Origin of the sequence: Marimonas lutisalis (assembly GCF_005434965.1) — a bacterium.
Classification (GTDB): domain Bacteria; phylum Pseudomonadota; class Alphaproteobacteria; order Rhodobacterales; family Rhodobacteraceae; genus Marimonas_A; species Marimonas_A lutisalis.
This window is the reverse complement of sequence record NZ_SKCI01000004.1, coordinates 64,867-86,135: the sequence shown is the minus strand read 5'-3', so window position 1 is coordinate 86,135 and position 21,269 is coordinate 64,867. Positions and strand designations below refer to the sequence as shown.

At 65.4% G+C, this 21,269-nt stretch carries 20 protein-coding genes; 8 read left to right on the top strand and 12 right to left on the bottom strand.

What is annotated here, in order from left to right; genetic code table 11:
* The first annotated feature begins 2 nt into the window (after positions 1 to 2).
* A complete protein-coding gene (gene recO / locus E0501_RS16205; protein WP_137702448.1) occupies positions 3 to 734 on the top strand; it encodes a DNA repair protein RecO in 732 nt (243 codons plus the stop codon).
* Here recO and E0501_RS16200 read toward each other — a convergent pair.
* From E0501_RS16200 to E0501_RS16150, 11 genes are all read right to left on the bottom strand, one after another.
* Positions 709 to 1,113, bottom strand: a complete 405-nt coding sequence (locus tag E0501_RS16200; protein ID WP_137702447.1) for an META domain-containing protein — start codon at positions 1,111 to 1,113, stop codon at positions 709 to 711. The genes recO and E0501_RS16200 overlap by 26 nt on opposite strands.
* Positions 1,110 to 1,655, bottom strand: coding sequence for a TetR/AcrR family transcriptional regulator (locus tag E0501_RS16195; RefSeq protein ID WP_137702446.1), 546 nt, complete (start codon positions 1,653 to 1,655; stop codon positions 1,110 to 1,112). Before E0501_RS16195 ends, E0501_RS16200 begins: the two co-directional genes overlap by 4 nt.
* A 9-nt stretch (positions 1,656 to 1,664) precedes the next feature.
* On the bottom strand, positions 1,665 to 4,601 hold the full coding sequence (locus E0501_RS16190; protein WP_137702445.1) for an error-prone DNA polymerase: 2,937 nt from the start codon (positions 4,599 to 4,601) through the stop codon (positions 1,665 to 1,667).
* Positions 4,602 to 5,291: 690 nt separating this feature from the next.
* Positions 5,292 to 5,774, bottom strand: coding sequence for a hypothetical protein (locus E0501_RS16185; RefSeq protein WP_137702444.1), 483 nt, complete (start codon positions 5,772 to 5,774; stop codon positions 5,292 to 5,294).
* Between the two features lie 14 nt (positions 5,775 to 5,788).
* Complete coding sequence (locus E0501_RS16180) at positions 5,789 to 6,274, bottom strand: RNA pyrophosphohydrolase (protein WP_137702443.1); 486 nt, start codon at positions 6,272 to 6,274, stop codon at positions 5,789 to 5,791.
* A 24-nt stretch (positions 6,275 to 6,298) separates the two neighbouring features.
* Positions 6,299 to 7,636, bottom strand: coding sequence for a S41 family peptidase (locus E0501_RS16175; RefSeq protein WP_137702442.1), 1,338 nt, complete (start codon positions 7,634 to 7,636; stop codon positions 6,299 to 6,301).
* Positions 7,633 to 8,772, bottom strand: a complete 1,140-nt coding sequence (locus tag E0501_RS16170; RefSeq protein WP_235857904.1) for a murein hydrolase activator EnvC family protein — start codon at positions 8,770 to 8,772, stop codon at positions 7,633 to 7,635. Before E0501_RS16170 ends, E0501_RS16175 begins: the two co-directional genes overlap by 4 nt.
* Complete coding sequence (gene gpmI / locus E0501_RS16165; RefSeq protein WP_137702440.1) at positions 8,772 to 10,292, bottom strand: 2,3-bisphosphoglycerate-independent phosphoglycerate mutase; 1,521 nt, start codon at positions 10,290 to 10,292, stop codon at positions 8,772 to 8,774. Before gpmI ends, E0501_RS16170 begins: the two co-directional genes overlap by 1 nt.
* Positions 10,293 to 10,563: 271 nt before the next feature.
* Complete coding sequence (rlmH, locus tag E0501_RS16160; protein ID WP_137702439.1) at positions 10,564 to 11,034, bottom strand: 23S rRNA (pseudouridine(1915)-N(3))-methyltransferase RlmH; 471 nt, start codon at positions 11,032 to 11,034, stop codon at positions 10,564 to 10,566.
* Positions 11,035 to 11,448 (bottom strand): ribosome silencing factor, encoded by a 414-nt coding sequence (gene rsfS / locus E0501_RS16155; RefSeq protein WP_137702438.1) that lies wholly within the window; start codon positions 11,446 to 11,448, stop codon positions 11,035 to 11,037.
* Between the two features lie 118 nt (positions 11,449 to 11,566).
* Positions 11,567 to 12,985: a mechanosensitive ion channel family protein gene (locus tag E0501_RS16150; RefSeq protein WP_137702437.1), complete on the bottom strand. Its 1,419-nt coding sequence runs from the start codon at positions 12,983 to 12,985 to the stop codon at positions 11,567 to 11,569.
* A gap of 253 nt (positions 12,986 to 13,238) precedes the next feature.
* On the opposite strand from E0501_RS16150, the gene leuC reads away from it, so the two are divergent.
* From leuC to E0501_RS16130, 4 genes are all read left to right on the top strand, one after another.
* Positions 13,239 to 14,645 (top strand): 3-isopropylmalate dehydratase large subunit, encoded by a 1,407-nt coding sequence (leuC, locus tag E0501_RS16145; protein ID WP_137702436.1) that lies wholly within the window; start codon positions 13,239 to 13,241, stop codon positions 14,643 to 14,645.
* A gap of 11 nt (positions 14,646 to 14,656) precedes the next feature.
* The gene (leuD, locus tag E0501_RS16140) at positions 14,657 to 15,262 is read left to right on the top strand and encodes a 3-isopropylmalate dehydratase small subunit (RefSeq protein ID WP_137702435.1); all 606 of its coding nucleotides are present in this window, start codon (positions 14,657 to 14,659) and stop codon (positions 15,260 to 15,262) included.
* Positions 15,263 to 15,632: 370 nt separating this feature from the next.
* Positions 15,633 to 16,496, top strand: coding sequence for a hypothetical protein (locus tag E0501_RS16135; RefSeq protein WP_235857883.1), 864 nt, complete (start codon positions 15,633 to 15,635; stop codon positions 16,494 to 16,496).
* Positions 16,493 to 17,554, top strand: coding sequence for an endonuclease/exonuclease/phosphatase family protein (locus E0501_RS16130; RefSeq protein WP_328591482.1), 1,062 nt, complete (start codon positions 16,493 to 16,495; stop codon positions 17,552 to 17,554). Before E0501_RS16135 ends, E0501_RS16130 begins: the two co-directional genes overlap by 4 nt.
* Here the strand turns inward: E0501_RS16130 and E0501_RS16125 are convergent.
* Positions 17,489 to 18,391, bottom strand: coding sequence for a Rossmann-fold NAD(P)-binding domain-containing protein (locus tag E0501_RS16125; protein ID WP_137702433.1), 903 nt, complete (start codon positions 18,389 to 18,391; stop codon positions 17,489 to 17,491). The two genes, E0501_RS16130 and E0501_RS16125, sit on opposite strands and share 66 nt — an antisense overlap.
* A gap of 94 nt (positions 18,392 to 18,485) precedes the next feature.
* Between E0501_RS16125 and E0501_RS16120 the strand changes: the two genes are divergently transcribed.
* From E0501_RS16120 to E0501_RS16110, 3 genes are read left to right on the top strand one after another with little or no spacing between them, the layout of a single operon-like run.
* The gene (locus tag E0501_RS16120; RefSeq protein WP_137702432.1) at positions 18,486 to 19,382 is read left to right on the top strand and encodes a LysR family transcriptional regulator; all 897 of its coding nucleotides are present in this window, start codon (positions 18,486 to 18,488) and stop codon (positions 19,380 to 19,382) included.
* Positions 19,383 to 19,441: 59 nt separating this feature from the next.
* Positions 19,442 to 20,545: a 3-isopropylmalate dehydrogenase gene (gene leuB / locus E0501_RS16115; RefSeq protein WP_137702431.1), complete on the top strand. Its 1,104-nt coding sequence runs from the start codon at positions 19,442 to 19,444 to the stop codon at positions 20,543 to 20,545.
* Between the two features lie 2 nt (positions 20,546 to 20,547).
* Complete coding sequence (locus tag E0501_RS16110; RefSeq protein ID WP_137702430.1) at positions 20,548 to 21,264, top strand: creatininase family protein; 717 nt, start codon at positions 20,548 to 20,550, stop codon at positions 21,262 to 21,264.
* The last annotated feature ends 5 nt before the right edge of the window (positions 21,265 to 21,269 follow it).

The following is a 21,269-nucleotide window of genomic DNA, read 5'->3' as shown; positions in this document are numbered from 1 at the left end:
GCATGGAGTGGCGGGATCAGGGCATATTGCTGAACGTGCGGCGGCATGGCGAGACCAGCGCCATCATCGACATGTTCACCGAGGAGCATGGCCGTCATGCTGGCGTGGTGCGCGGTGGCACCAGCCGCAAGATCGCGCCCATTTTGCAGCCCGGCGCGCAGCTTGACGTGACGTGGCGCGCGCGGTTGGAAGATCATATCGGCAGCTTCACGGTCGAGCCGCTGCGCTCGCGCGCGGCGGCGGTGATGGGTTCGCGCCTGGCGCTGGCGGGGCTGAACGCGGTTTCGGGGCTCTTGCTGTTTTGTCTGCCCGAGCGCGAGGCACATCGCGGCCTTTACCGACGGACCGAGCAATTGATGGACTTGCTGGGGCAGGATGACCTGTGGCCGCTGGCCTATCTGCGGTGGGAGATGGCCCTGCTGGAGGAGGTGGGCTTTGGCCTGGATTTCTCGGCCTGCGCCGTGACGGGGGCAACGGAGGGTTTGGAGTTCGTTTCGCCCCGCACCGGGCGGGCGGTATCGCGCGAAGGGGCGGGTGAATGGCTGGACCGCTTGTTGCCCTTGCCGGAATGCCTGCTGGGGCGCGGTGGGGCGCCAGATGAGCAGATACTACAGGGATTTGAACTGACAGGGTATTTCCTGCGCGAAAAGCTGGCGCAGGAAATGCACAAGCCGCTGCCCGAGGCGCGGCAACGCTTTGTCGACCGGTTCAGCCGGAGCGTGGTGCCACGGTGAAGACCATTTCGCGCCCCGCATCGCTGGCCAGGATGAGGTCTTCGCCTTCGACATAGGCCAGCGTCATTTCCGACAGCGCGGTGAAATAGGCGGTCTCGTGGTCGAGATCGGGGCAGGCCATGCGCGTGGCGCCGATCCTTTCCGCCTTAAACCAGGGGTATTCGGCGCGCATTTCCGCAAAATACCGGTTGCAGGGGGCCTGCCCCGCGATGCGGCCGGTTTCAGGAAAGGTGAGAGTCGCACTGGCCGGAAACGGTTTGCCATCCAGCGAAACCAGGATCCAGGTGACATTCGGGTGCTCATAGGGCGACGGATCGCCGTGCGAGGCGGCGGTGACGCTGGCAAGGATGGCGAATATCAGGGCGGCCAGGTATTTCATCGCAGGGCCAGGAGCAGGTCGAGAAGGGTGCCGATGGGCTCGGCATTGGGTTGCCCGTCGCGGGTCGAAAGCTCTTCCATCCCGATAGAGGCGGCATAAAGCGCGCGAGCGAGGTCAGGATTGGTGACATCGCAGGCCGAGAGGAGCCCTGCCAGCAGGGAGAGCCGGGCAGTATCGACCTCTCGCACGGCCTCGGCCAGTGCCGGATCGGTCTGGGCCATGGCGCGAATGGCGGGTTCGGGGTTTAGCCCATCGGGAGATGCGATGTTCTGGATCAGCGCGCGCAACCGAACCGCCGGAGGGGCCGAGGCGGTGCTGACCGTCGCGACGGCGGCCAGTGCGGTATCTTGCCAGGTATGCAGAACCGCGCCGGCGAAATCGCCGACATCCCTGAAATGCCAGTAGAACGAGCCCTTGGTCGTGCCCAGCGTTTCGGCCAGGGGATCGACTCGCAGTGCCCGTGGGCCGTCCGTGGCCAGCGCGGCCAGACCGGCGGCAAGCCAGTCATCGCGATTGAGCCGGGCCTTTGGTTTCCTTGCCATGCAGAAACCCTACGGCAGGGTATTGTTTTCTGCAACTGCGAAATAACCGTGCGGCGCCTTGTTTGGCGGGCTGAGCAGCGGACGCAACAACGCCAGCGGATGCGCACGCAGCGAAAAGCGTGTGGCGACATAATCCTCGACCACCTCTTCGCCCAGATGCATCACGGGCAGGTTGGGCGATGGCTCCTCGATTCCTTCACCATCCATGTCACCGGCGAACAGCGGCAGCGGCGTATCAGCAGTGATGGCCTTGGCCTGCCACAAGGCCTCACGCCGGGAAAGGCCCAGTTCGGCAAAGACATCGGCCTCGGCCAGCCGCGCCAGCACGGCGGGCGACAGCCCCGCGCGGCGCCAGACATCCTCGACCGAGCGGTAACCGTTGCCGCGGGCGGCGGCGATCCAGCCGGCGTCTTCTTCACGCAGGCCCTTGATCTGGCGAAAGCCCAGCCGCAGCGCCAGCCCGCCCTTGCCATCGGGCTCCATCGCGTTGTCCCAGAAGCTGGACTGGATGCAGATTGGCCGCACGCTGACCCCGTGTTCGCGTGCATCGCGGATGATCTGGGCCGGCGCGTAGAAGCCCATCGGCTGCGAATTCAGCAGCGCACAGGCGAAGATGCCGGGATGGTGGCACTTGATCCAGGCCGAGGCATAGACCAGCAGCGCGAAACTGGCGGCGTGAGATTCCGGAAAGCCGTAAGAGCCGAAGCCTTCGATCTGGGAGAAACAGCGATCGGCGAAATCGGCGTCATAGCCGTTGTCACGCATGCCTTTCATGAAGCGGGTGCGAAACTCGCTGACCGATCCGTGTTTCTTGAAAGTGGCAAGCGACCGGCGCAGCCGGTCGGCCTCGGTGGGCGTGAAGCCCGCGCCGATGATCGCGATCTGCATCGCCTGCTCCTGAAAGAGCGGCACACCCAGCGTCTTGGCCAGAACCTCTCCCAGCGCGTCCGAGGGGAACTCGACCTTTTCCTCGCCATTGCGGCGTCGGATGAAGGGGTGCACCATGTCGCCCTGGATCGGGCCGGGGCGGATGATCGCCACCTCGATCACCAAGTCATAGAAATTGCGCGGCCGCATGCGCGGCAAAAAGTTCATCTGGGCGCGGGATTCCACTTGGAAGACGCCGACGCTGTCAGCGCGGCAGAGCATATCATAAACCTTCGGGTCTTCGGTCGGCAGCGAGGCCAGCGTGTGATCCTGGCCAACATGCATGCGCATCAGGTCGAGCGCCTTGCGGATGCAGGTGAGCATGCCGAGCGAGAGCACATCGACCTTGAGAATGCCGAGGCTGTCGATATCGTCCTTGTCCCAGCAGATTACCGTGCGGTCTTCCATCGTGGCGTTCTCGATGGGCACCAGTTCGTCCAGCCGGCCCTCGGTGATGATGAAGCCGCCGACATGCTGCGACAGATGCCTTGGAAAGCCCTCGATCTCGTGCACCAGTTGCATGCATTGCGCCAGCCGCCGGTCAGCCGGATCGAGCCCGATCTCGCGCATCCGCTGATGTTCAAGATGACCAGCGGCGAAAAACCCCCAGAGCTGTGAGGAAAGCGCCGATATCGTGTCCTCGCTCAGCCCCATGGCGCGGCCCACTTCGCGGATCGCACGTTTGCCCCGGTAATGCACGACGGTGGCGCAGAGGCCGGCGCGGTGGCGGCCATACCGCTCATAGATGTGCTGGATCACTTCCTCGCGGCGTTCATGTTCGAAGTCGACGTCGATATCGGGTGGCTCGTTGCGCGCCTCGCTGACGAAGCGTTCGAACACCATGGTGCCGATCTCGGGCGAGACCGAGGTGACGCCCAGGCAATAGCAGGTGATCGAGTTGGCCGCTGACCCGCGTCCCTGGCACAGGATGTCGCGGCGGCGGGCGAACTGCACGATGTCGTGCACGGTCAGGAAATATGGCTCGTATTTCAGCCGCGCGATCAGCGCCAGCTCATGCTCGAGCATGTTACGGACCTTTTGCGGCGCGCCGCCTGGATAGCGCCAGCGCAGCCCCTTTTCGGCCAGCTGCCGCAACCGCGCGGCGGGGGTTTCACCCGCGGCCACTTCCGAGGGGTATTCGTAACGCAGCTCGTCCAGCGAGAAGCCGAGGCTTTGGGCCAGCGTGCCGGCACGCTGGACGGCATCCTCAAACCCTTTGAAAATCCGCAACATTTCCTCCCCGGAGCGCAGGCGGCTCTCGGCATTGGCCAGCGCGGCGCGGCCGAGTTGATCGACCCTGGTTTTCAACCGGATGGCGGTGAGCACATCGGCCAGCCGCCGCCTGCGCCCGCGATGCATGAGCGGACAGGCCGAGGCAATCGTGGGCAGCCCCAATGCTTCGGCCAGCCGCGCGAGCCGGGCAAAATGCGTCCTGTCATCCCCATCGTAACGGGGAGACAGGACAAGAAACATCTGCCGGCGAAACCGGCTCGACAGATTTTTTGCCGTTTTTTCCCAGTGGGTTGCAACATCATCGGGTGCGTCCGGCCGCGGCGGATGCAGCAACAATTGCAGCCCCTCCGCATGCTCGGCCAGATCCGGCAGATGCAGCAGGCAATGGCCCTTTTCGGCGCGCAGGCGACCGCGGGTCAGCAGGCGGCAGAGATTGGCCCAGCCGGTGCGGTTTGCCGGCAGCGCCGTCAGGCGCATGCCCTCGGAAAACTCCAGCGTCGCCGCCGGGATCAGACGTGGCAGAACCGGCGCGGCGGGTGCCGGATGATCGGTGGGCGCGGGCGGGCCGATGATCCCGTACCTGGCCTCAAAATCTTGTTTTTCCTTTATTTCTTCGGCCATACGTCGGGCGGCGGTATGGGCGCGGACGATGCCTGCGACCGAGTTCACATCCGCCACGGCAAGCGCAGGCAGGCCCAGGCGCGCGGCCTGGTGCATATATTCCTCGGGGTGCGAGGCCCCGGTGAGGAACGTGAAGTTCGATATGGCGCAAAGCTCTGCAAACATGGGCGAATCGGAATTATATTCACGTTTTGTTCTTATTGCGAGAGTCCGCGCCATGACAAAGACACAACCGCACCGTCCCGGCGGCTTAACGCCGCCGCGGCGCGGCGAAAGCCGGGGGGTGATCCGCGGCTGTCCTCCGGCTGACATGCGTGCACCGCCGCAGCGCGGCAAATCTTTACGGTGTCTTCAGTTAACCGCGCGTGCGGTAGGCCGCCCCCCGGCACACGGCCCGCCCACCCACCCCCGTGCGCCGGGGGGCTTGGCGCGCCATGACAAATGGCGCGCGCGTAGAGAGGGCGGAGTTTGAGTATTTGGACCAAGAAAGAGCGAAGGTTCGGACAGCCCCATGTCTCTTTCTTGGTAAAAATACTCAATGGCCTGACCTGTCGGCCGGCGGCGCGGTGGAGGATCAGGCAGGCGGATGATGGCCTGGCGGGGCCGAGGCGCCAGCCGAGGCCCCGCCCCGCCGCGACGCGTGGAACACGCGGCGCAAAACCTCGGGCTCAGGCAGAAATCCGGTGGCCAAGTTCATCAGTCGTTAAGGTTAATCTGGGATGATGATGGCAGGGAATCGGTGGCGTAAGCATCGGCGAAGGGTCGACCGGCGCTGCCGCCCGGACCGGTCAGAAGGGCCGGAGGAGAACGTCCGGTACCTGCCAAAACGGCAGGGCCGGCGTTTTGCTGTTCGGGTTATTCGGGCAGGGGTGCGTCCGGGTCACAAGGCCCGCCCGCGTGGCAAGCCACCACCGCCGCGATCTGCGCTGTATCGAGGGCGGGGAAGAGGAAGAACGGGCAGGGCCCGATTTCCAGCGCATATTCCGCGCCATCGCGGCGCAGGAAGGCCAGAACGTCGCGTCCGGGCCGGGCGCTACCGCACCAGGCTCCGACGCAGCTGACCTCCAGCGTGATCGCGCGGTCGAAGGGCGCGGCAAAGCCTTGGGCGGTCAGCCCATGCCCCGACAGGCGCCCCGGAATCGTTACCGTGCGGGCGCGCTGGTTCTTCAGGTCCGGTTGTGGCAGCTGTGCGGTATCAAACGAAAGTCGCCCGCGCACGATGCTGTAGCGCTCCTGTGCGGCTTCGGCCTGCGCATAACTGCGGCGCACATCCGGGCGCATGCAGGACAGCGCCGCGGCTTCGGTTGCTGCCAGCACCCCGGCGGCAAGAATCAGCACGGTGAAACGCGGCTTCACAGCCTGTCCCGGAAGGCCGCCAGCACGCGCTCATAGACTGCGCGTTTGAACGGCACGATCTGGGCCACCACCTCGTCAGGTGCCAGCCAGCGCCATTCGGAAAACTCCTGGTGGTCGTCGGCGTCGATGCGCACCTGCTCATCCGTGCCGTGAAAACGCAGAAGGAACCATTTCTGTTCCTGTCCCTTGTAGCGGCCTTTCCAGATGCGCGGCACGATTTCGTGGGGCAAGTCATAGGGGATCCAGCCCTCGGTTTCGGCCTCGACCGTGACCAGGTCGGGGGTGACGCCGGTTTCTTCCTGCAGTTCGCGCAGGGCGGCGGCGCGGGGGTCTTCGCCCGCGTCGATCCCGCCCTGGGGCATCTGCCAGGCCGCGCTTTCGCTGTCCATGCGCTGGCCGACGAAGACGTGGCCGGCCTCGTTCACCAGCATCACGCCCACGTTGCGCCGATAGGGCAGGACGGCGATTTCTTCCGGCGTCATCACTTCCCTCCGGCCGGGGCCGCGTCAGTCACGCGGCCCGATTGCGCTCAGCCCCTTGAGGATGTCGATGGCATAGGCCAGCTGGTAATCCTCTTCGCGCAGCTTCGCAGCGGCCTCGGCCTTGGCGCGGTCTGCCTCGATCTGGCGGATCTCGTCTTCGCTGAGGCTGTCGTTGTTCAGGCGCCCGCGCAGGTCGGCCTCGGACCGGGTGCGTCGGTTGCTGTCAGCCTCTTCCTCGGTCGCGTCGGGATTGCGCCGGGGCTGGGCCACGACGATGTCGGGCGACACGCCCAGCGCCTGGATCGAGCGGCCCGAGGGCGTGTAGTAGCGCGCCGTTGTCAGGCGCATCGCACCGTCGCCACGCAGCGGCATGACCGTCTGGACCGAGCCCTTGCCGAAGCTTTTCGTGCCGACGACGATGGCGCGGCGGTGATCCTGCAGCGCGCCGGCGACGATTTCCGAGGCCGAGGCCGAGCCGCCATTGATCAGCACCACGATCGGTTTGCCCAGGGCCAGATCGCCGGGTGTGGCATTGTAGCGGTCGCCATCTTCGGGGTTTCGGCCGCGGGTCGAGACGATTTCGCCCGATTCAAGGAACGCGTCCGAGACCTTGATTGCCTGGGTCAGCAGCCCGCCGGGGTTATTGCGCAGGTCGAGCACGAAGCCGTTGACGCTGTCGATGCCGCCGGCCTCTTCCACCTGTTTGGCGATGCCTTCGGAGAGGTTGGGGAAGGTCTGGTCATTGAAGGTGGTCACGCGCAGCACCACGGTTTCGCCCTCGGTGCGGGTGCGCACGGCAGTGAGCTTGATCGTGTCGCGGATGATCGACACGTCGAAGGGTTCGTCCACGCCTTCGCGTGCGATGGTGATCACGATCTCGCTGCCAACCGGGCCGCGCATCAGTTCGACCGCCTCGTCCAGCGTCAGCCCGAGGATCGATTCGCCGTCGACATGGGTGATGAAATCGCCGGCTTCGATGCCGGCCTCGTCGGCGGGCGTGCCGTCGATCGGAGAGACGACCTTGACGAAGCCCTCTTCCTGGGTGACCTCGATGCCGAGGCCGCCGAACTCGCCCCGGGTCTGCACGCGCATGGCGGCGGCGTCATCGGGCGACAGGTAGCTGGAATGCGGGTCGAGCGAGGTGAGCATACCGTCGATCGCGGCTTCGATCAGGTCGGCCTCGTCCACTTCCTCGACATATTGCGCGCGGATGCGTTCGAAGATGTCGCCGAAGAGGTCGAGCTGTTCATAGACATTCGAGGTTTTCGCGGCTTCCTGCGCCAGCAGGGGCGCGGCCACCTGGGTTGTGACGAACCCGCCGGCGAGGATGCCGATTGATGCGGCCATCAGGAATTTCTTCATTTGTCGTCCATCCTATCTGTGCGGAACCACGAACCCGGGTCGACTGGCACGTTGTCCTCTCTGACCTCTATATAGAGCGTTTCTGTCCTGTCAGTTCCAGCCCCTTCGCTGCTTTGTGACAGAATCGTGCCGATGGCGGGATCATCGCCGCCCATCAGGCCGATGGGCGAGCCCGATGGCAGGACCTGACCGGCCTCACCATAGACCACATCGAGACCGGCCACCACGAAGAGAAGGCCCGCCTGCGGCTCAAGGATCATCACGTTTCCGTAGTCGAGCAGCTCGCCCCGGTAGCGGATCGTGGCGGCGGCGGGGGTGGAGACCAGTGCGCGGGGGCGGGTGGCCACCACGATGCCGGGGCGGGTGATGCCGGCGGCATCCGCTTCTCCCGCGGCGCGCAGTACGCGTCCCTGCACCGGCAGGGGCAGTTCGCCCCTGCGGTGCGAGATGTCAGGCAGGCTGCCCTGCGCCTCGTTCTCGGCGATCTGGGTGAGGCCGCTGGCAAACCCTTCGAGCGTTTCGGCCGAGGCGATGAGCAGCGCGGTCCTGATCGGGTCTTCGGTGAAGCGGCGGGGCAGGTCGGTGCGGTCGGCCACCGCCTGGCTGAGCGCGGTGCGCGCCTTTTGCACGCCGGTCAGCCCGTCGCGCAGGGTTTCGGCGGCACTGGCCTGCAGCTGGCGCAGGGTGCGTACCTCGTCGAGCTTGTCGCGCAGGGCCTGGGCGCGGGCGTTGAGCGCGGGCGTGACATCCGACAGGATCATGCCCGAGCGCGCGGTGCCGGTGGGCCCGGCCGGGTGCAGCAGGAGCGTGGGAGCCGGTGCCTTGCCGACGGTCTGAAGCACGCCCAGCAGGCGGGCAATCTCGTCTTCGCGGGCGGCCAGTTCACGGGTGAGCGCCAGTTCGCGGATCGAGGCCTGGCGCAGCCCTTCACGCATCGCCTGCAACCCGTCCTCGAAGGCGCGGATGGTTTCGGTCAGCGCTTTCACCCGGTTGCGCGCATCCTCTGCCGCGTCCAGCTGCGCGGTGGCGCGGTCGAGCCGCTCGGCCGCGGCGCGGGCGGCCGTTGCCGGATCGGCCGTTTGCGCCATGGCAGGGGCAGTGGCCAGCACGAGGCCGAAAAGGGCGGCGCGCAGCATCATGCCAGCAGGCTTTCCCCGGTCATTTCGGGCGGTTTTTCCAGCCCCATCAGTTCCAGCAGCGTCGGGGCAAGATCCGACAGCCGGCCAGCGCGCAGCCGCGCGCCCGCAGGGCCATTGAAAAGCGCCACCGGCACCGGGTTGAGCGTATGCGCGGTATGCGGCCCGCCGGTTTCCGGGTCGATCATCATTTCGCAATTGCCATGGTCGGCGGTAACGATCATCGCCCCGCCTTTCCGTTCCAGCGCGGCCATCACCCGCGCCAGGCCACGATCCACCGCCTCGCAGGCCTTGATCGCGGCCTGCAGGTCGCCGGTATGGCCCACCATGTCGGGGTTGGCGTAGTTGGTGACGATCAGGTCGTAGCCATCCTCGATCGCCTGCACGAAATGGTCGGTTACTTCCGCCGCGCTCATCTCGGGTTGCAGGTCATAGGTGGCCACCTTTGGCGAGGGCGCCATGTAGCGGTCTTCGCCCGGGTAGGGCTCTTCCTGGCCGCCGTTCAGGAAGAACGTGACATGCGGGTATTTCTCGGTCTCGGCCAGACGGAACTGGCGCAGCCCGTACCGGGCCACCCATGCGCCCAGCGTGTTCACGATCTCGCGCGAGGGGAAAACCGTGGTCATGTAGCCGTTGTGCAGGTCCGAATATTCGACCATGCCCAGGAGCGCAGCCAGCCTGGGGCGCTCGCCGGTGTCGAAGGCGCAGAAGCCCGGCTCGCCGATCGCGGCGAGGATTTCGCGGGCGCGGTCTGCGCGGAAGTTCAGGCAGAAAAGCCCGTCGCCGTCCTTCGCTCCGTCATAGTCGCCGATCACCGTGGCCTGGATGAACTCGTCGGTCTCTGACCGGTTGTAGGCGTTGTTGATCGCCGCCATGGCGCTGGTGGTGCGGAACTGGCCCTCGCCGCGGATCATCGCGCCATAGGCCTCGGCCACGCGCGCCCAGCGGTTGTCGCGGTCCATGGCGAAATACCGGCCCGTCAGGGTGGCGATGCGCGCGGTATCGGGCAGCGCCTCCTGCAGCCGGGCGACATAGCCCAGGGCCGATTTCGGGGCCACGTCGCGCCCATCGGTGATGGCGTGGATCGCCACCGGCACGCCGGCCTCCGTGATCGTGCGCACCGAGGCGATCATGTGATCGAGCGAGCCATGCACGCCGCCATCGGACACGAGCCCCATCAAATGCGCCGTGCCGCCGGTCTTTTTCAGCCTGTCGACAAAGGCCAGCAGGGCCGGGTTTTCGAAGAACGATCCGTCTTCGATCGCCAGGTCGATCTGGCCGAGATCCATCGCCACCACGCGGCCGGCGCCGATATTGGTATGGCCCACTTCGGAATTGCCCATCTGGCCCGAGGGCAGGCCCACATCGGGGCCGTGGGTGATCAGCTGGTTGTGCGGACAGGTCGACATCAGCCGGTCGAAGGCCGGTGTGTCGGCCAGCGCCGGGGCGTTGGCCGTGGTCTCCTCGCGCAGGCCCCAGCCATCGAGGATACAAAGAACGACGGGTTTCGGTATGCTCATGACCTGCCTTTCGCTTTGGCTCCGCATTTAATCGCTGCGAGGCAAAGGGGCAACCGGCGGATTGCCGCCCTCGGACCCCTCCCGGCCCGTTGGCGGCAGAGGCCCGCCGTGCTGGCATCGAGAGTGGCCCACCCCGGGGCCCTCGGGCGGCAAGGGGGCTTGATCCATGCTGACGGCGCTGATGGAAAGGGCGGCATTTTGAGTATTTGGGGGTGAAACCCCCAAGGTCCGACGTCTTCGACCGCGATCGGGAATATCGCGCACCGTTTCGTCAGGCCCGGTGATAGGGCAGGCCTGCCAGGATCGAAGCGGCGCGGTAGAGCTGTTCGCTGAGCATCGCGCGCGCCAGCATGTGCGGCCAGACCATCGCGCCGAAGCTGAGCGACAGGTCGGCGCGGGCGCGCAGATCGGGGGCAAGCCCATCTGCACCGCCGATCACGAAGGCGAGGTCGCCGCGCCCGTCATCGCGGAAGCGGGCCAGGGTTTGGGCGAAATCGGGCGAGGACAGGAGCTTGCCGCGTTCGTCGAGCGCGATGAGCGCCGCGCCGTCCGGAATGGCACGCGACAGCAGGGTCGCCTCGGTCTCCTTGCCGCCGCCCTTCCTGTCTTCGACTTCGCTGAAAGTAAGAGGGCCGAGGCCCAAGGCCCGGCCCGTCCTGTCGAAGCGGGTCGTGTAATCGTCGATCAGCGCCTTTTCCGGCCCCTTGCGCAGCCGGCCCACGGCGCAGACATGTACGCGCATCTAGCTGTGGCTTTGCGCAGCCGCCGTGGAGGGCAGCCACATCTTTTCCAGCTGGTAGAACTCGCGCACTTCGGGGCGGAAGACATGGACGATGATATCGCCCGTGTCGATCAGCACCCAATCGCCTGTGTCCTTGCCCTCGATCTTGGACAGGCGGCCGAAATCGGTCTTCAGTCGGTCGACCAGTTTCTCGGCGATCGAAGTGACCTGCCGCGAGGAGCGCCCCGAGCAGATGACCATGTAATCGCCGATCGAGGATTTGCCGCGCAGGTCAATCTGCACGATGTCCTCGGCCTTGTCGCTTTCGAGAGATTCAAGAATGCGGGCAAGCAGTTCTTCGCTTGTCACGTCGCGGACGCCTTGCAGGGCGTTTGCGTTATGCGCGGCCGTGGCCGCATCAACATGCGTTGACAGGACGTTGTCCTCCTTTGTTGCACACCGGTCCTGCGCCCCGGTGCCGGGCGTGTTTTCAGATTAGCACTGCATATGTGAATTCTCAATGACAGGATCAAGCATGGCGGGGCTTTGCCGGTCAGGGTTTTTCGCCCAGCATGCGCACTTCGCGCTGAGGGAAGGGGATGGAGATGCCGTTTTCCCGGAACGCATCCCAGAGCGCGAGATAGACATTGCCGCGGATATTGGTGAGCCCGCCGGTAGGATCGGAGATCCAGAAGCGCAGGATGTAATCGACGCTGCTGTCGCCGAAGCCGACGATATGGCAGACCGGTGGTTTGAAGCTGAGCACCCGGTCAACGCTCTGCGCGGCGTCGATGGCGAGTTTGCGCACCTGGTGCGGATCGTCGCCATAGGAGGTGCCGAAGAAGATGTCGAGCCGGACGTAATCGTTGGTGTGTGACCAGTTCACCACCTGGCCGGTGATCAGGTCCTCGTTCGGGATGAGGAATTCCTTGCCGTCGCGGGTGACCACCGAGGTGTAGCGCGCGCCCAGCGTGTCGATCCAGCCGAAGGTGTCGCCAAGCGAGATCACGTCGCCCGGCTTGATCGACTTGTCGAGGAGGATGATGACGCCGGAGACGAGGTTGGAGACGACCTTTTGCAGGCCGAAGCCGAGGCCCACGCCGATGGCGCCGGACAGCACGGCAAGGCCGGTGAGATCGACGCCGATCGCCTTGAGCCCGATGAAGACGGCGGCGCCGTAGAGCAGGACCTGGACGAACTTGACCGCCAGCACCTGCATCGAGGGCGAGATGTCCTTGTTGCGCTTGATCCCCGAGGCGGTGGATTTCGACACGAAGCGCGCGAGCGCGAAGAGGATGCCGAGGGTGATGACCGCCGAAATGAGCATCCAGAGCGACAGGTGCAGGTTGCCGAGGTCGACCGCGATGCTGTCGAGCAGGGCGCGGGCCTCGTCAAGCAGGCCGAGGATCGAGAGCGTGACCCAGATCCAGCCGGCATAGCGCACCACCATGCGCAGGAAATTGTTGTTGATGAGGCGGGTGGCCAGCGCGATGACCAGCCAGGCCAGCGCGAGATTGGCGATGATGCCCAGAAGGTAGGACCGCGAGGGCCAATGCAAATTCAGCGGCGCGGGCCAGGTGATGCCGCGCATGATCGTGACGGTGAGCCAGATCAGCGCGACGAAATAGATCAGCCGCAGCCGCCGTTCGATCAGCAGCAGGTAGCGATAGCGCCACTTGGGCCAGTTTTCCCGCGTGCGCATCCATTCCTTGAACCGCGGTGCGGTCAGGCGGCACAGAAGCCAGGCCAGAAGGAACAGCACAAGCGCGATGCCCACCTGGTAGGCATTCCAGGGACGCAGTAACCCGGTGAGGAAATCCTGCGCCCGGTCGGCCAGAGACAGGGCGATCTCCTGCGCCTGTTGCGTGGTCTCCGCCGCCGAGGTGGCAGAATCACCGGTTGCCTGGCCTGCCGAGGGCGCTGTCGTGGTGCCGGTGGTCTGGGCGGCCGGGTGGAGGGTCTGGATGCTCATCGTCTGTCCATTTTCAGGCGATGCTGGCACGGCGCAGGGCTTGCGGGCAAGCGCTTTGCGTGGGCCACCCCTTGCGAGAGGGCCGCGCAGACTGTATCTGATCGTCCATGAAACGCATTTTCGACATGGATGACCGTGCCCGCCTGCGCGAGCGCTTTTTCGGCGAGGCCCGGTCGGTTCTGGCGCGCCTATAAGGTGGCGCAAGCCACCCGTTTCGACATTTCCGAACATGCCATCCAAAGGGAGAGGACCGATGTCCCCCAAGACACTCTATGACAAGATCTGGGACGCACATGTCGTCCAGGAAGACGAAGACGGCACCTGTTTGCTGTATATCGACCGTCACCTCGTGCACGAGGTGACGAGCCCGCAGGCCTTTGAGGGGCTGCGCATGGCCGGGCGCGGCGTACGCGCGCCGGACAAGACCATCGCCGTGCCGGACCACAACGTGCCCACCACCGAGGGCCGCGAAGACCCCGCGCAGATGACCGAGGACAGCCGCATCCAGGTGGCGGCGCTGGACAAGAACGCCAAGGAGTTCGGCATTCACTACTACCCGGTGGATGACGTGCGCCAGGGCATCGTGCATATCGTGGGCCCCGAACAGGGCTGGACCCTGCCGGGCATGACCGTGGTCTGCGGCGACAGCCACACCGCCACGCATGGCGCATTCGGCGCGCTGGCGCATGGTATCGGCACGTCCGAGGTTGAGCACGTTCTGGCCACGCAGACGCTGATCCAGAAGAAATCGAAGAACATGAAGGTCGAGATCACCGGCAAGCTGCGCCCGGGCGTGACCGCCAAGGACATCACGCTGAGCGTGATCGGCAAGACCGGCACCGCCGGCGGCACCGGTTACGTGATCGAGTATTGCGGCGAGGCCATTCGCGACCTGAGCATGGAAGGCCGCATGACCGTCTGCAACATGGCGATCGAGGGCGGCGCGCGCGCTGGCCTCATTGCGCCGGACGAGAAGACCTTTGAATACATCAAGGGCCGCCCGCACGCGCCGAAGGGCGCGCAGTGGGAGCAGGCGATGGAATGGTGGAAGACGCTTTATTCCGATGACGACGCGCATTGGGACAAGGTGGTGACCATCAAGGGCGAGGATATCGCCCCGGTCGTGACCTGGGGCACCAGCCCCGAGGACGTTCTGCCGATCACCGACGTGGTGCCGGACCCCGAGAGCTTCTCGGGCGGGAAGGTGGACGCGGCACGCCGCGCGCTGGACTACATGGGCCTGACGCCGGGCCAGAAACTGACCGACATCAAGGTCGACGCGGTATTTATCGGATCCTGCACCAATGGCCGGATCGAGGACCTGCGTGCCGTGGCCGATGTGGTCAAGGGCAAGCACGTGGCCGAGGGTGTGCGCGCGATGATCGTGCCCGGCTCGGGCCTGGTGCGGGCGCAGGCCGAGGAAGAGGGCCTGGCCGAGATCTTCCAGGAGGCCGGGTTCGAATGGCGGCTTGCCGGATGCTCGATGTGCCTGGCGATGAACCCCGACCAACTGGCCCCGGAAGAGCGCTGCGCCTCGACCTCGAACCGCAACTTCGAGGGACGGCAGGGCTATAAGGGGCGCACCCACCTGATGAGCCCGGCGATGGCCGCGGCAGCGGCGGTGACCGGTCACCTGACCGATGTACGTGAACTGGCATAAGGAAGACCGCGATGGAAAAGTTTGAGAAACTCAGCGGGATCGCGGCGCCTTTGCCGCTGGTCAATATCGATACCGACATGATCATCCCGAAACAGTTCCTGAAGACGATCAAGCGCTCGGGTCTTGGTGTGAACCTGTTCGACGAGATGCGCTATGACCGCGAGGGCAACGAGAACCCCGATTTCGTTCTGAACAAGCCCGCCTACCGCGAGGCGCAGATCCTGGTGGCCGGGGACAATTTCGGCTGTGGGTCCTCGCGTGAGCACGCGCCCTGGGCGCTGGCAGATTTCGGCATCAAGGCGGTGATTTCGACCAGCTTTGCCGACATCTTCTTCAACAACTGCTTCAAGAACGGCATCCTGCCGATCGTGATGCCGCAGGAAGTGGTCGATGTGCTGATGAAGGATGCCGAGAAGGGCGCCAACGCGCGGATGGAAATCGACCTGGAGGCACAGACGGTCACCACCTCGGATGGCGAGACCTTCAGCTTCGAGGTCGACCCGTTCAAGAAGCATTGCCTGCTGAACGGGTTGGATGACATCGGGCTGACCATGGAGAAGGTCGGCGCGATCGACACGTTCGAGGCCAAAGCCAGCGCTGCACGCCCCTGGGTGTGACCAGCCTTTAGCGAAGTGCATAGGGACCGCCCGCAATTTGGGCGGTCCTTTTGTTTCTGTCTGATTGACGATACTGACGCCAAATGGCGTCATTTCCGCGTGAAAGTAGCACTTGCCGGACCTGCTTCCACAACATCTAGTAGGGCCTTCTACTCCGTCATTTTTTTGCACCAAAAATGATGCAATCGCGCACCACTCGCTCCCTCAAATCGCCCGAAAACTGAAGTCTTGTTAACCATGACTTGAGCCACAATGCGAAAGAAGGCAAAAATTGGGCAAGATTGAGGCAAACCGCGGGAAACCGCGGGGTCAAGTTGGAACAAGGGGCCGGCATCGTACCGGACTCGGCCAGTTTGAAGGGAATGGGGCAGTGGTATCCCGACTGACAAGTGCGTTCGTGCGCGCGGCACTGATGGCGTTGCTGATTGCAACCCCGTCGCTTATGCTGAGCGACGTGACGTCGGACACGACGCAGATCGTGGTGTTGGTGGCGATCCTCGCCTTCCTGATGACCTTTGTCGAATATTTCAGCGAATATCCCAGCATGATCGAGTTCCGCTTTGCGCCGCCGTTCAACCGGCTGCGCTTTGCCGCGCTGTTCGTGACGGTGGTGTTCCTGTCGGTGATCTGCGCCAGCAAGCAGGCGCCCAGCGACGTCGGCCTTCTGTTCACGAGGATCGGCACGCATCTGGGCAGCGCGATCGATTTTCCCTATTCGCCGGTGCGGCTGGTGGTGCTGATGATGCCCGCGGATGCCGCGCCCGAACTGATCTCGTCGGTGCGCACGGCGGCGGGGATTTCCTATATGCTGTCGCTGCTGATGCTCTTCGTGTTCGTGACCATGGTGCGCCTGCTGGGCTGGCCCACACGGCGCAGGGCGTTTAACGTCTGGGTCAACCTGCCGCTTTTCGACCCGACGGGCGGCGGCGACGTGCTGCAACGGCTCAAGCGCGATGCGGGCCTTAACATTGTGTTAGGGATTTTGCTGCCATTCTTGATCCCGGCGGTTGTGAAGGCCGCCGCGGACCTGATCGATCCGATTACGATGGAGAATCCGCAGACCCTGATCTGGACGATGAGTGCATGGGCATTTCTTCCGGCAAGCATGATCATGCGCGGCATCGCGATGAGCCGGGTGGCCGACCTGATCGAGGAAAAGCGCGCCCGCGCCTATGCCAAGGCCCGCGCCGAGGGCGAAATCGACGCCGAGGAAAAACAGCTGCAAACGGCCTGATCGCCGCGTTCTTCGCGCTGGCGCTGACCCATGTCGTCTGCGCCGAAACCATCCGACTGGCTACCTTCAATGCCGAACTGTCCCGCAAGGGGCCGGGCCTGCTGCTGCGCGATATCCTGAAAGGTGATCCGCAGGCCGAGGCGGTGGCCGCCGTCATCGCCCGGGTGGCGCCGGATATCCTGATTCTGACCGGCGTGGATTTCGACCACGAGGAGCGCACGCTGGCGGCGCTGAACGCGCGGCTGGAGGCGGCTGGGCACGGGTTTGCGCACCGGTTCACGGCGCGGCCCAACAGCGGCATGGCGACGGGCCTTGACCTAGATGGCGACGGGCGGCGCGGCGGCGCGGGCGATGCGCAGGGGTTTGGGCGGTATGCCGGCGAAGGCGGCATGGCGGTGCTGTCGCGCTATCCGATTGGTGACGTCCGCGACCTGAGCGGGCTGATCTGGGCCGAGCAGGCTTGGGCCACGCTGCCCGAGCGTGACGGCGCGCCGTTTCCGTCGGCCGAGGCGCTTGCAGTCCAGCGATTGTCGAGCGTGGCGCATTGGGTGGTGCCGGTGCAGGTGGGCGAGCAGTGGCTGACCCTGCTGGCGTTTCACGCCACGCCGCCGGTGTTCGACGGGCCCGAGGACCGCAACGGCAAGCGCAATCATGATGAGATCGTGCTGTGGCGCAAGCTGCTGGACGGGCATCTGGGCGAAGTGCCGGAGCCGCCGCTGGCGGTGATCGGGGATGCCAACCTGGACCCGGTGGATGGCGAGGGGATCAAGACCGCGATCACAGGGTTGCTGGCCGATGACCGGTTGCAGGATCCCAAGCCCATGAGCGAGGGGGCAAGGGCGGCGGCGGATGCAGACCACAGGGGCGATCCGGCGCTCGATACGGTGGACTGGCCCGATGGGGCGCCGGGCAACCTGCGGGTGGATTACGTGCTGCCCTCGGCCGATCTGACGGTAACGGGGGCGGGCGTGTTCTGGCCCGCCCCGGATCAGTCAGGCAGCGACCTTGCGGCCCGGGCCAGCCGCCACCGGCTGGTCTGGGTTGACCTGCGCCTGTGACAGGGCCTGTTTCACCGGCGTTTGAGTAAAGCCCGGCAACAGCCGGTCGAAGGTGCCGGAAGCGAGGCCGTGCGGCGTGTCCCAGAGGTAGCGCATTTCGAAGAGATGCTTGACGAACGGCACCAAGGGCTGCGCGAGGCGCAGCGGCCACCAGCGCATCGGCTTTACCCGGATGGCCCGCCCGTTGATGAGGCCGAGCACCTGCGCCATCTGCTGGCCAGTCAGGGTGTAGCCGGGGAAGGGGATATCGGCGAAGCGGTCCAGCCGGTCGCGCTGATTGGCGAGCATCACCGCCGCGCGGGCGAGATCCGGCAGGAAGGCCCAGGCATGGGGAATGTCGGCGCGTCCGGGATAGGTGAGCGCGCCCCGGGGCACGCTGGGCAACATCATCCGGTCAAGCCAGTTGCCCGATTGCGCGGTGTCGATGAAATCGCCCGCGCGCAGAAGGATGGTGCGCACGCCGTCGCGGCGGTAGGCCTCTTCCATCTCGCGCCGGATCCGGCCCAGCGGGTTGGCGGCGCGGTGTGGCGTGTCCGCCCCCCAGGGCGCGGGCGTGTCGGCGCCGAACACATAGACATTGCCGGGCAGGATGACGGTGGCGCCATGCGCCAGCGCGGCGGCGCGCACCTGGGCATGCAGTTGCGGCACCTGATCGGCCCAGTGGTGATAGGGCGGGTTCCAGCCCGCGACGATCACATCGGCGCCTTGTCCCGCCTGCATCAGGCTGTCGGTCTTGCGATCGAACTGGCGGGTGATCCAGCCGGCATCGTTGAAGGCCCGGGTCATGTGGCGGCCGAAACGGCCCGAGCCGCCGAGAATGAGGGCTGTCTGTGTCATGGCGTGTCTCCTGAAAGATGAACTGACGCCAGAGTGTGCTATTCACCAGAATTTTGGAATTGCCGAAAAGTGATGGTCGTGTATTCATAAATGAATGGCAAAGACGATCACAGAACTGGATTGGTCACTGGTCCAGGCGTTCCTCGCTGTGGCCGAGGTGGGGTCGCTGAGCGGGGCGGCGCGGGCGCTGGAGGCGAGCCAGCCGACGCTGGGCCGGCAGGTGCGCGCCATCGAGGACCAGTTGGGCCTACAGCTGTTCCAGCGTCAGCCCAGGGGGCTGGACCTGACCGAGGAAGGGCAGGCGCTGGTTGGACCGGCGCGGCGGATGCGGGACGCGGTGCGCGATATCGCGCTTTATGCGGCGGGCCATGACAGCGAATTGTCGGGCACGGTGCGGATCACCACTTCGGAAATGATGGCGCAGTATCACCTGCCGGCGATCATCGCGCGGCTGCGCCGAGACCTGCCCGAGGTGCAGGTGGAACTGGCGCCTAGCGATGCGACGGAGAACCTGCTTTATCGCGAGGCCGATATCGCCGTGCGGATGTACCGGCCCGAGCAACTGGACGTGGTGGCGCGGCATCTGGGTGACATGGAGATGGGGGCGTTTGCCGCGCGCAGCTACCTGGACCGGCGCGGAACGCCACGCAGTGCAGGTGAACTCTTCGAGCATGAGCTGGTGGGCTATGACCGCAGCGAGTTGATCCTGCGGGGCATGCGCGAGGCCGGGTTCGAGGCGACGCGCGACTGGTTCGCGACGCGGTGCGACATGCAGACGGTTTACTGGGAGCTGGTGCGGGCGGGATGCGGTATCGGCTTTGGGCAGCGCGCGGTCGCGGCGCACGACCCGCAGGTGGTGGAGATCGACCTGGGTTTTCCCATCCCGCCGCTGCCGGTATGGCTGGCCGCGCATCAGGGTATGCGCCATACGCCGCGCATAAAGCGTGTCTGGGACATCCTGGCCGAGGGGTTGGGCGCTGTGGTTTCTTGACCCTCGGGCAGCTTCCCGATAGGCGGGTGACAACGTTTTCCAAGGACAAGGGACACCCCATGAGCAACCCCTCGCTTCTTATCCTGCCGGGTGACGGCATTGGCCCGGAAGTCATGGCCGAGGTGGCCAAGATCATCGACTGGTACGGCGCGAAACGCGGATTGAAATTCGACGTGAGCGAGGACCTTGTCGGTGGCGCGGCCTATGACAAGCACGGCACGCCGCTGCATGACGACACGATGGAAAAGGCGCAGGAGGTGGATGCGGTTCTGCTGGGCGCCGTGGGTGGGCCGAAATACGACAACCTGGATTTCAGCGTGAAGCCCGAGCGCGGCCTTTTGCGCCTGCGCAAGGAGATGGACCTTTATGCCAACCTGCGCCCGGCGCAGTGTTTCGACGCGCTGGCCGATTTTTCGTCGCTGAAGCGCGACGTGGTGGCAGGCCTCGACATCATGATCGTGCGGGAGCTGACCAGCGGCGTTTATTTCGGTGAGCCGCGCGGCATCTTCGAGGAAGGCAATGAGCGGGTGGGTATCAACACCCAGCGCTATACCGAGAGCGAGATCGACCGGGTGGCGCGTTCGGCCTTCGAACTGGCGATGAAGCGCGACAAGAAGCTCTGCTCGATGGAAAAGGCCAACGTGATGGAATCCGGCATCCTGTGGCGCGAAGTGGTGACCAAGGTGGGCGAGGATTACCCCGAGGTCGAGCTGAGCCACATGTATGCCGACGCGGGCGCGATGCAGCTGACGCGCTGGCCCAAGCAGTTCGACGTGATCGTGACCGACAACCTGTTTGGCGATCTGCTGTCGGACCTGGCGGCGATGCTGACCGGCAGCCTGGGCATGTTGCCCTCGGCCAGCCTGGGCGCGCCGATGCCCAACGGCCGGCCGAAGGCGCTTTACGAGCCGGTGCACGGTTCGGCGCCGGATATCGCGGGCCAGGGCAAGGCGAACCCGATCGCCTGCATCCTGAGCTTTGCCATGGCGCTGCGCTATTCGTTCGATGCGGGCGAGGAGGCGACGCGCCTGGAAGAGGCGGTGAACGCGGTTCTGGCCGACGGTCTGCGCACGGCGGACCTGCTGGGCGAGGAAGGCGTGCAGCCGGTCTCGACCGGCGAGATGGGCGACGCGATCGTGGCCAAGCTCGAGGCGTCGCTCTGAGCGTGACGCGCATCCTGGCCGGGGCTGTTCTGGCCCTGGCCGTTGCGGCCCCGCTGCGGGCCGAGGTTTTCCTTGAGAACATGACCAGTCCCGAGGTGGCTACGGCCATCGCGGAGGGTGCGCGCACGGTGATTATCCCCACCGGCGGGACCGAGCAGAACGGCACGGCGATGGTGCTGGGCAAGCACAACATCCGGGTGCGGGCGCTGAGCGGGCTGATCGCCGAGGCGCTGGGCGATGCCATCGTCGCGCCGGTGATCGCGCATGTGCCCGAAGGCGGGATTGATCCGCCGTCGGGCCATATGCCGTTCGCGGGGTCCATGACGGTGCCGCCGGAGCTGTTTGCCGCCAACGTGGAATGGGCCGCGCGCAGCCTGCGCCTGGCGGGGTTCGAGACCATCGTTCTGCTGGGCGACAGCGGCTGGAACCAGCAGCCGATGGCCGTGGTCGCCGAGCGGCTGAACCAGGAATGGGGCGGCGGGGTGCTGTTTGCCGATGCCTATTACGGCTCACACGCGGTGTTTGCGGCGTGGTTGGAGGAGCAGGGCTTTGCGAACGCGGGCACCCATGCCGGGCTGGCCGACACGGCGCTGATGCTGGCGGTGGAGCCGGGAGCGGTGCGCGCGCCGGGGGATGCCACCGAAGAGATGGGGCGCGAAGGGGTGCGGATGTTCATTACCCGCACGGTCGAGCAAATTCGGGCGTATCGAACCCGCTGACCCGG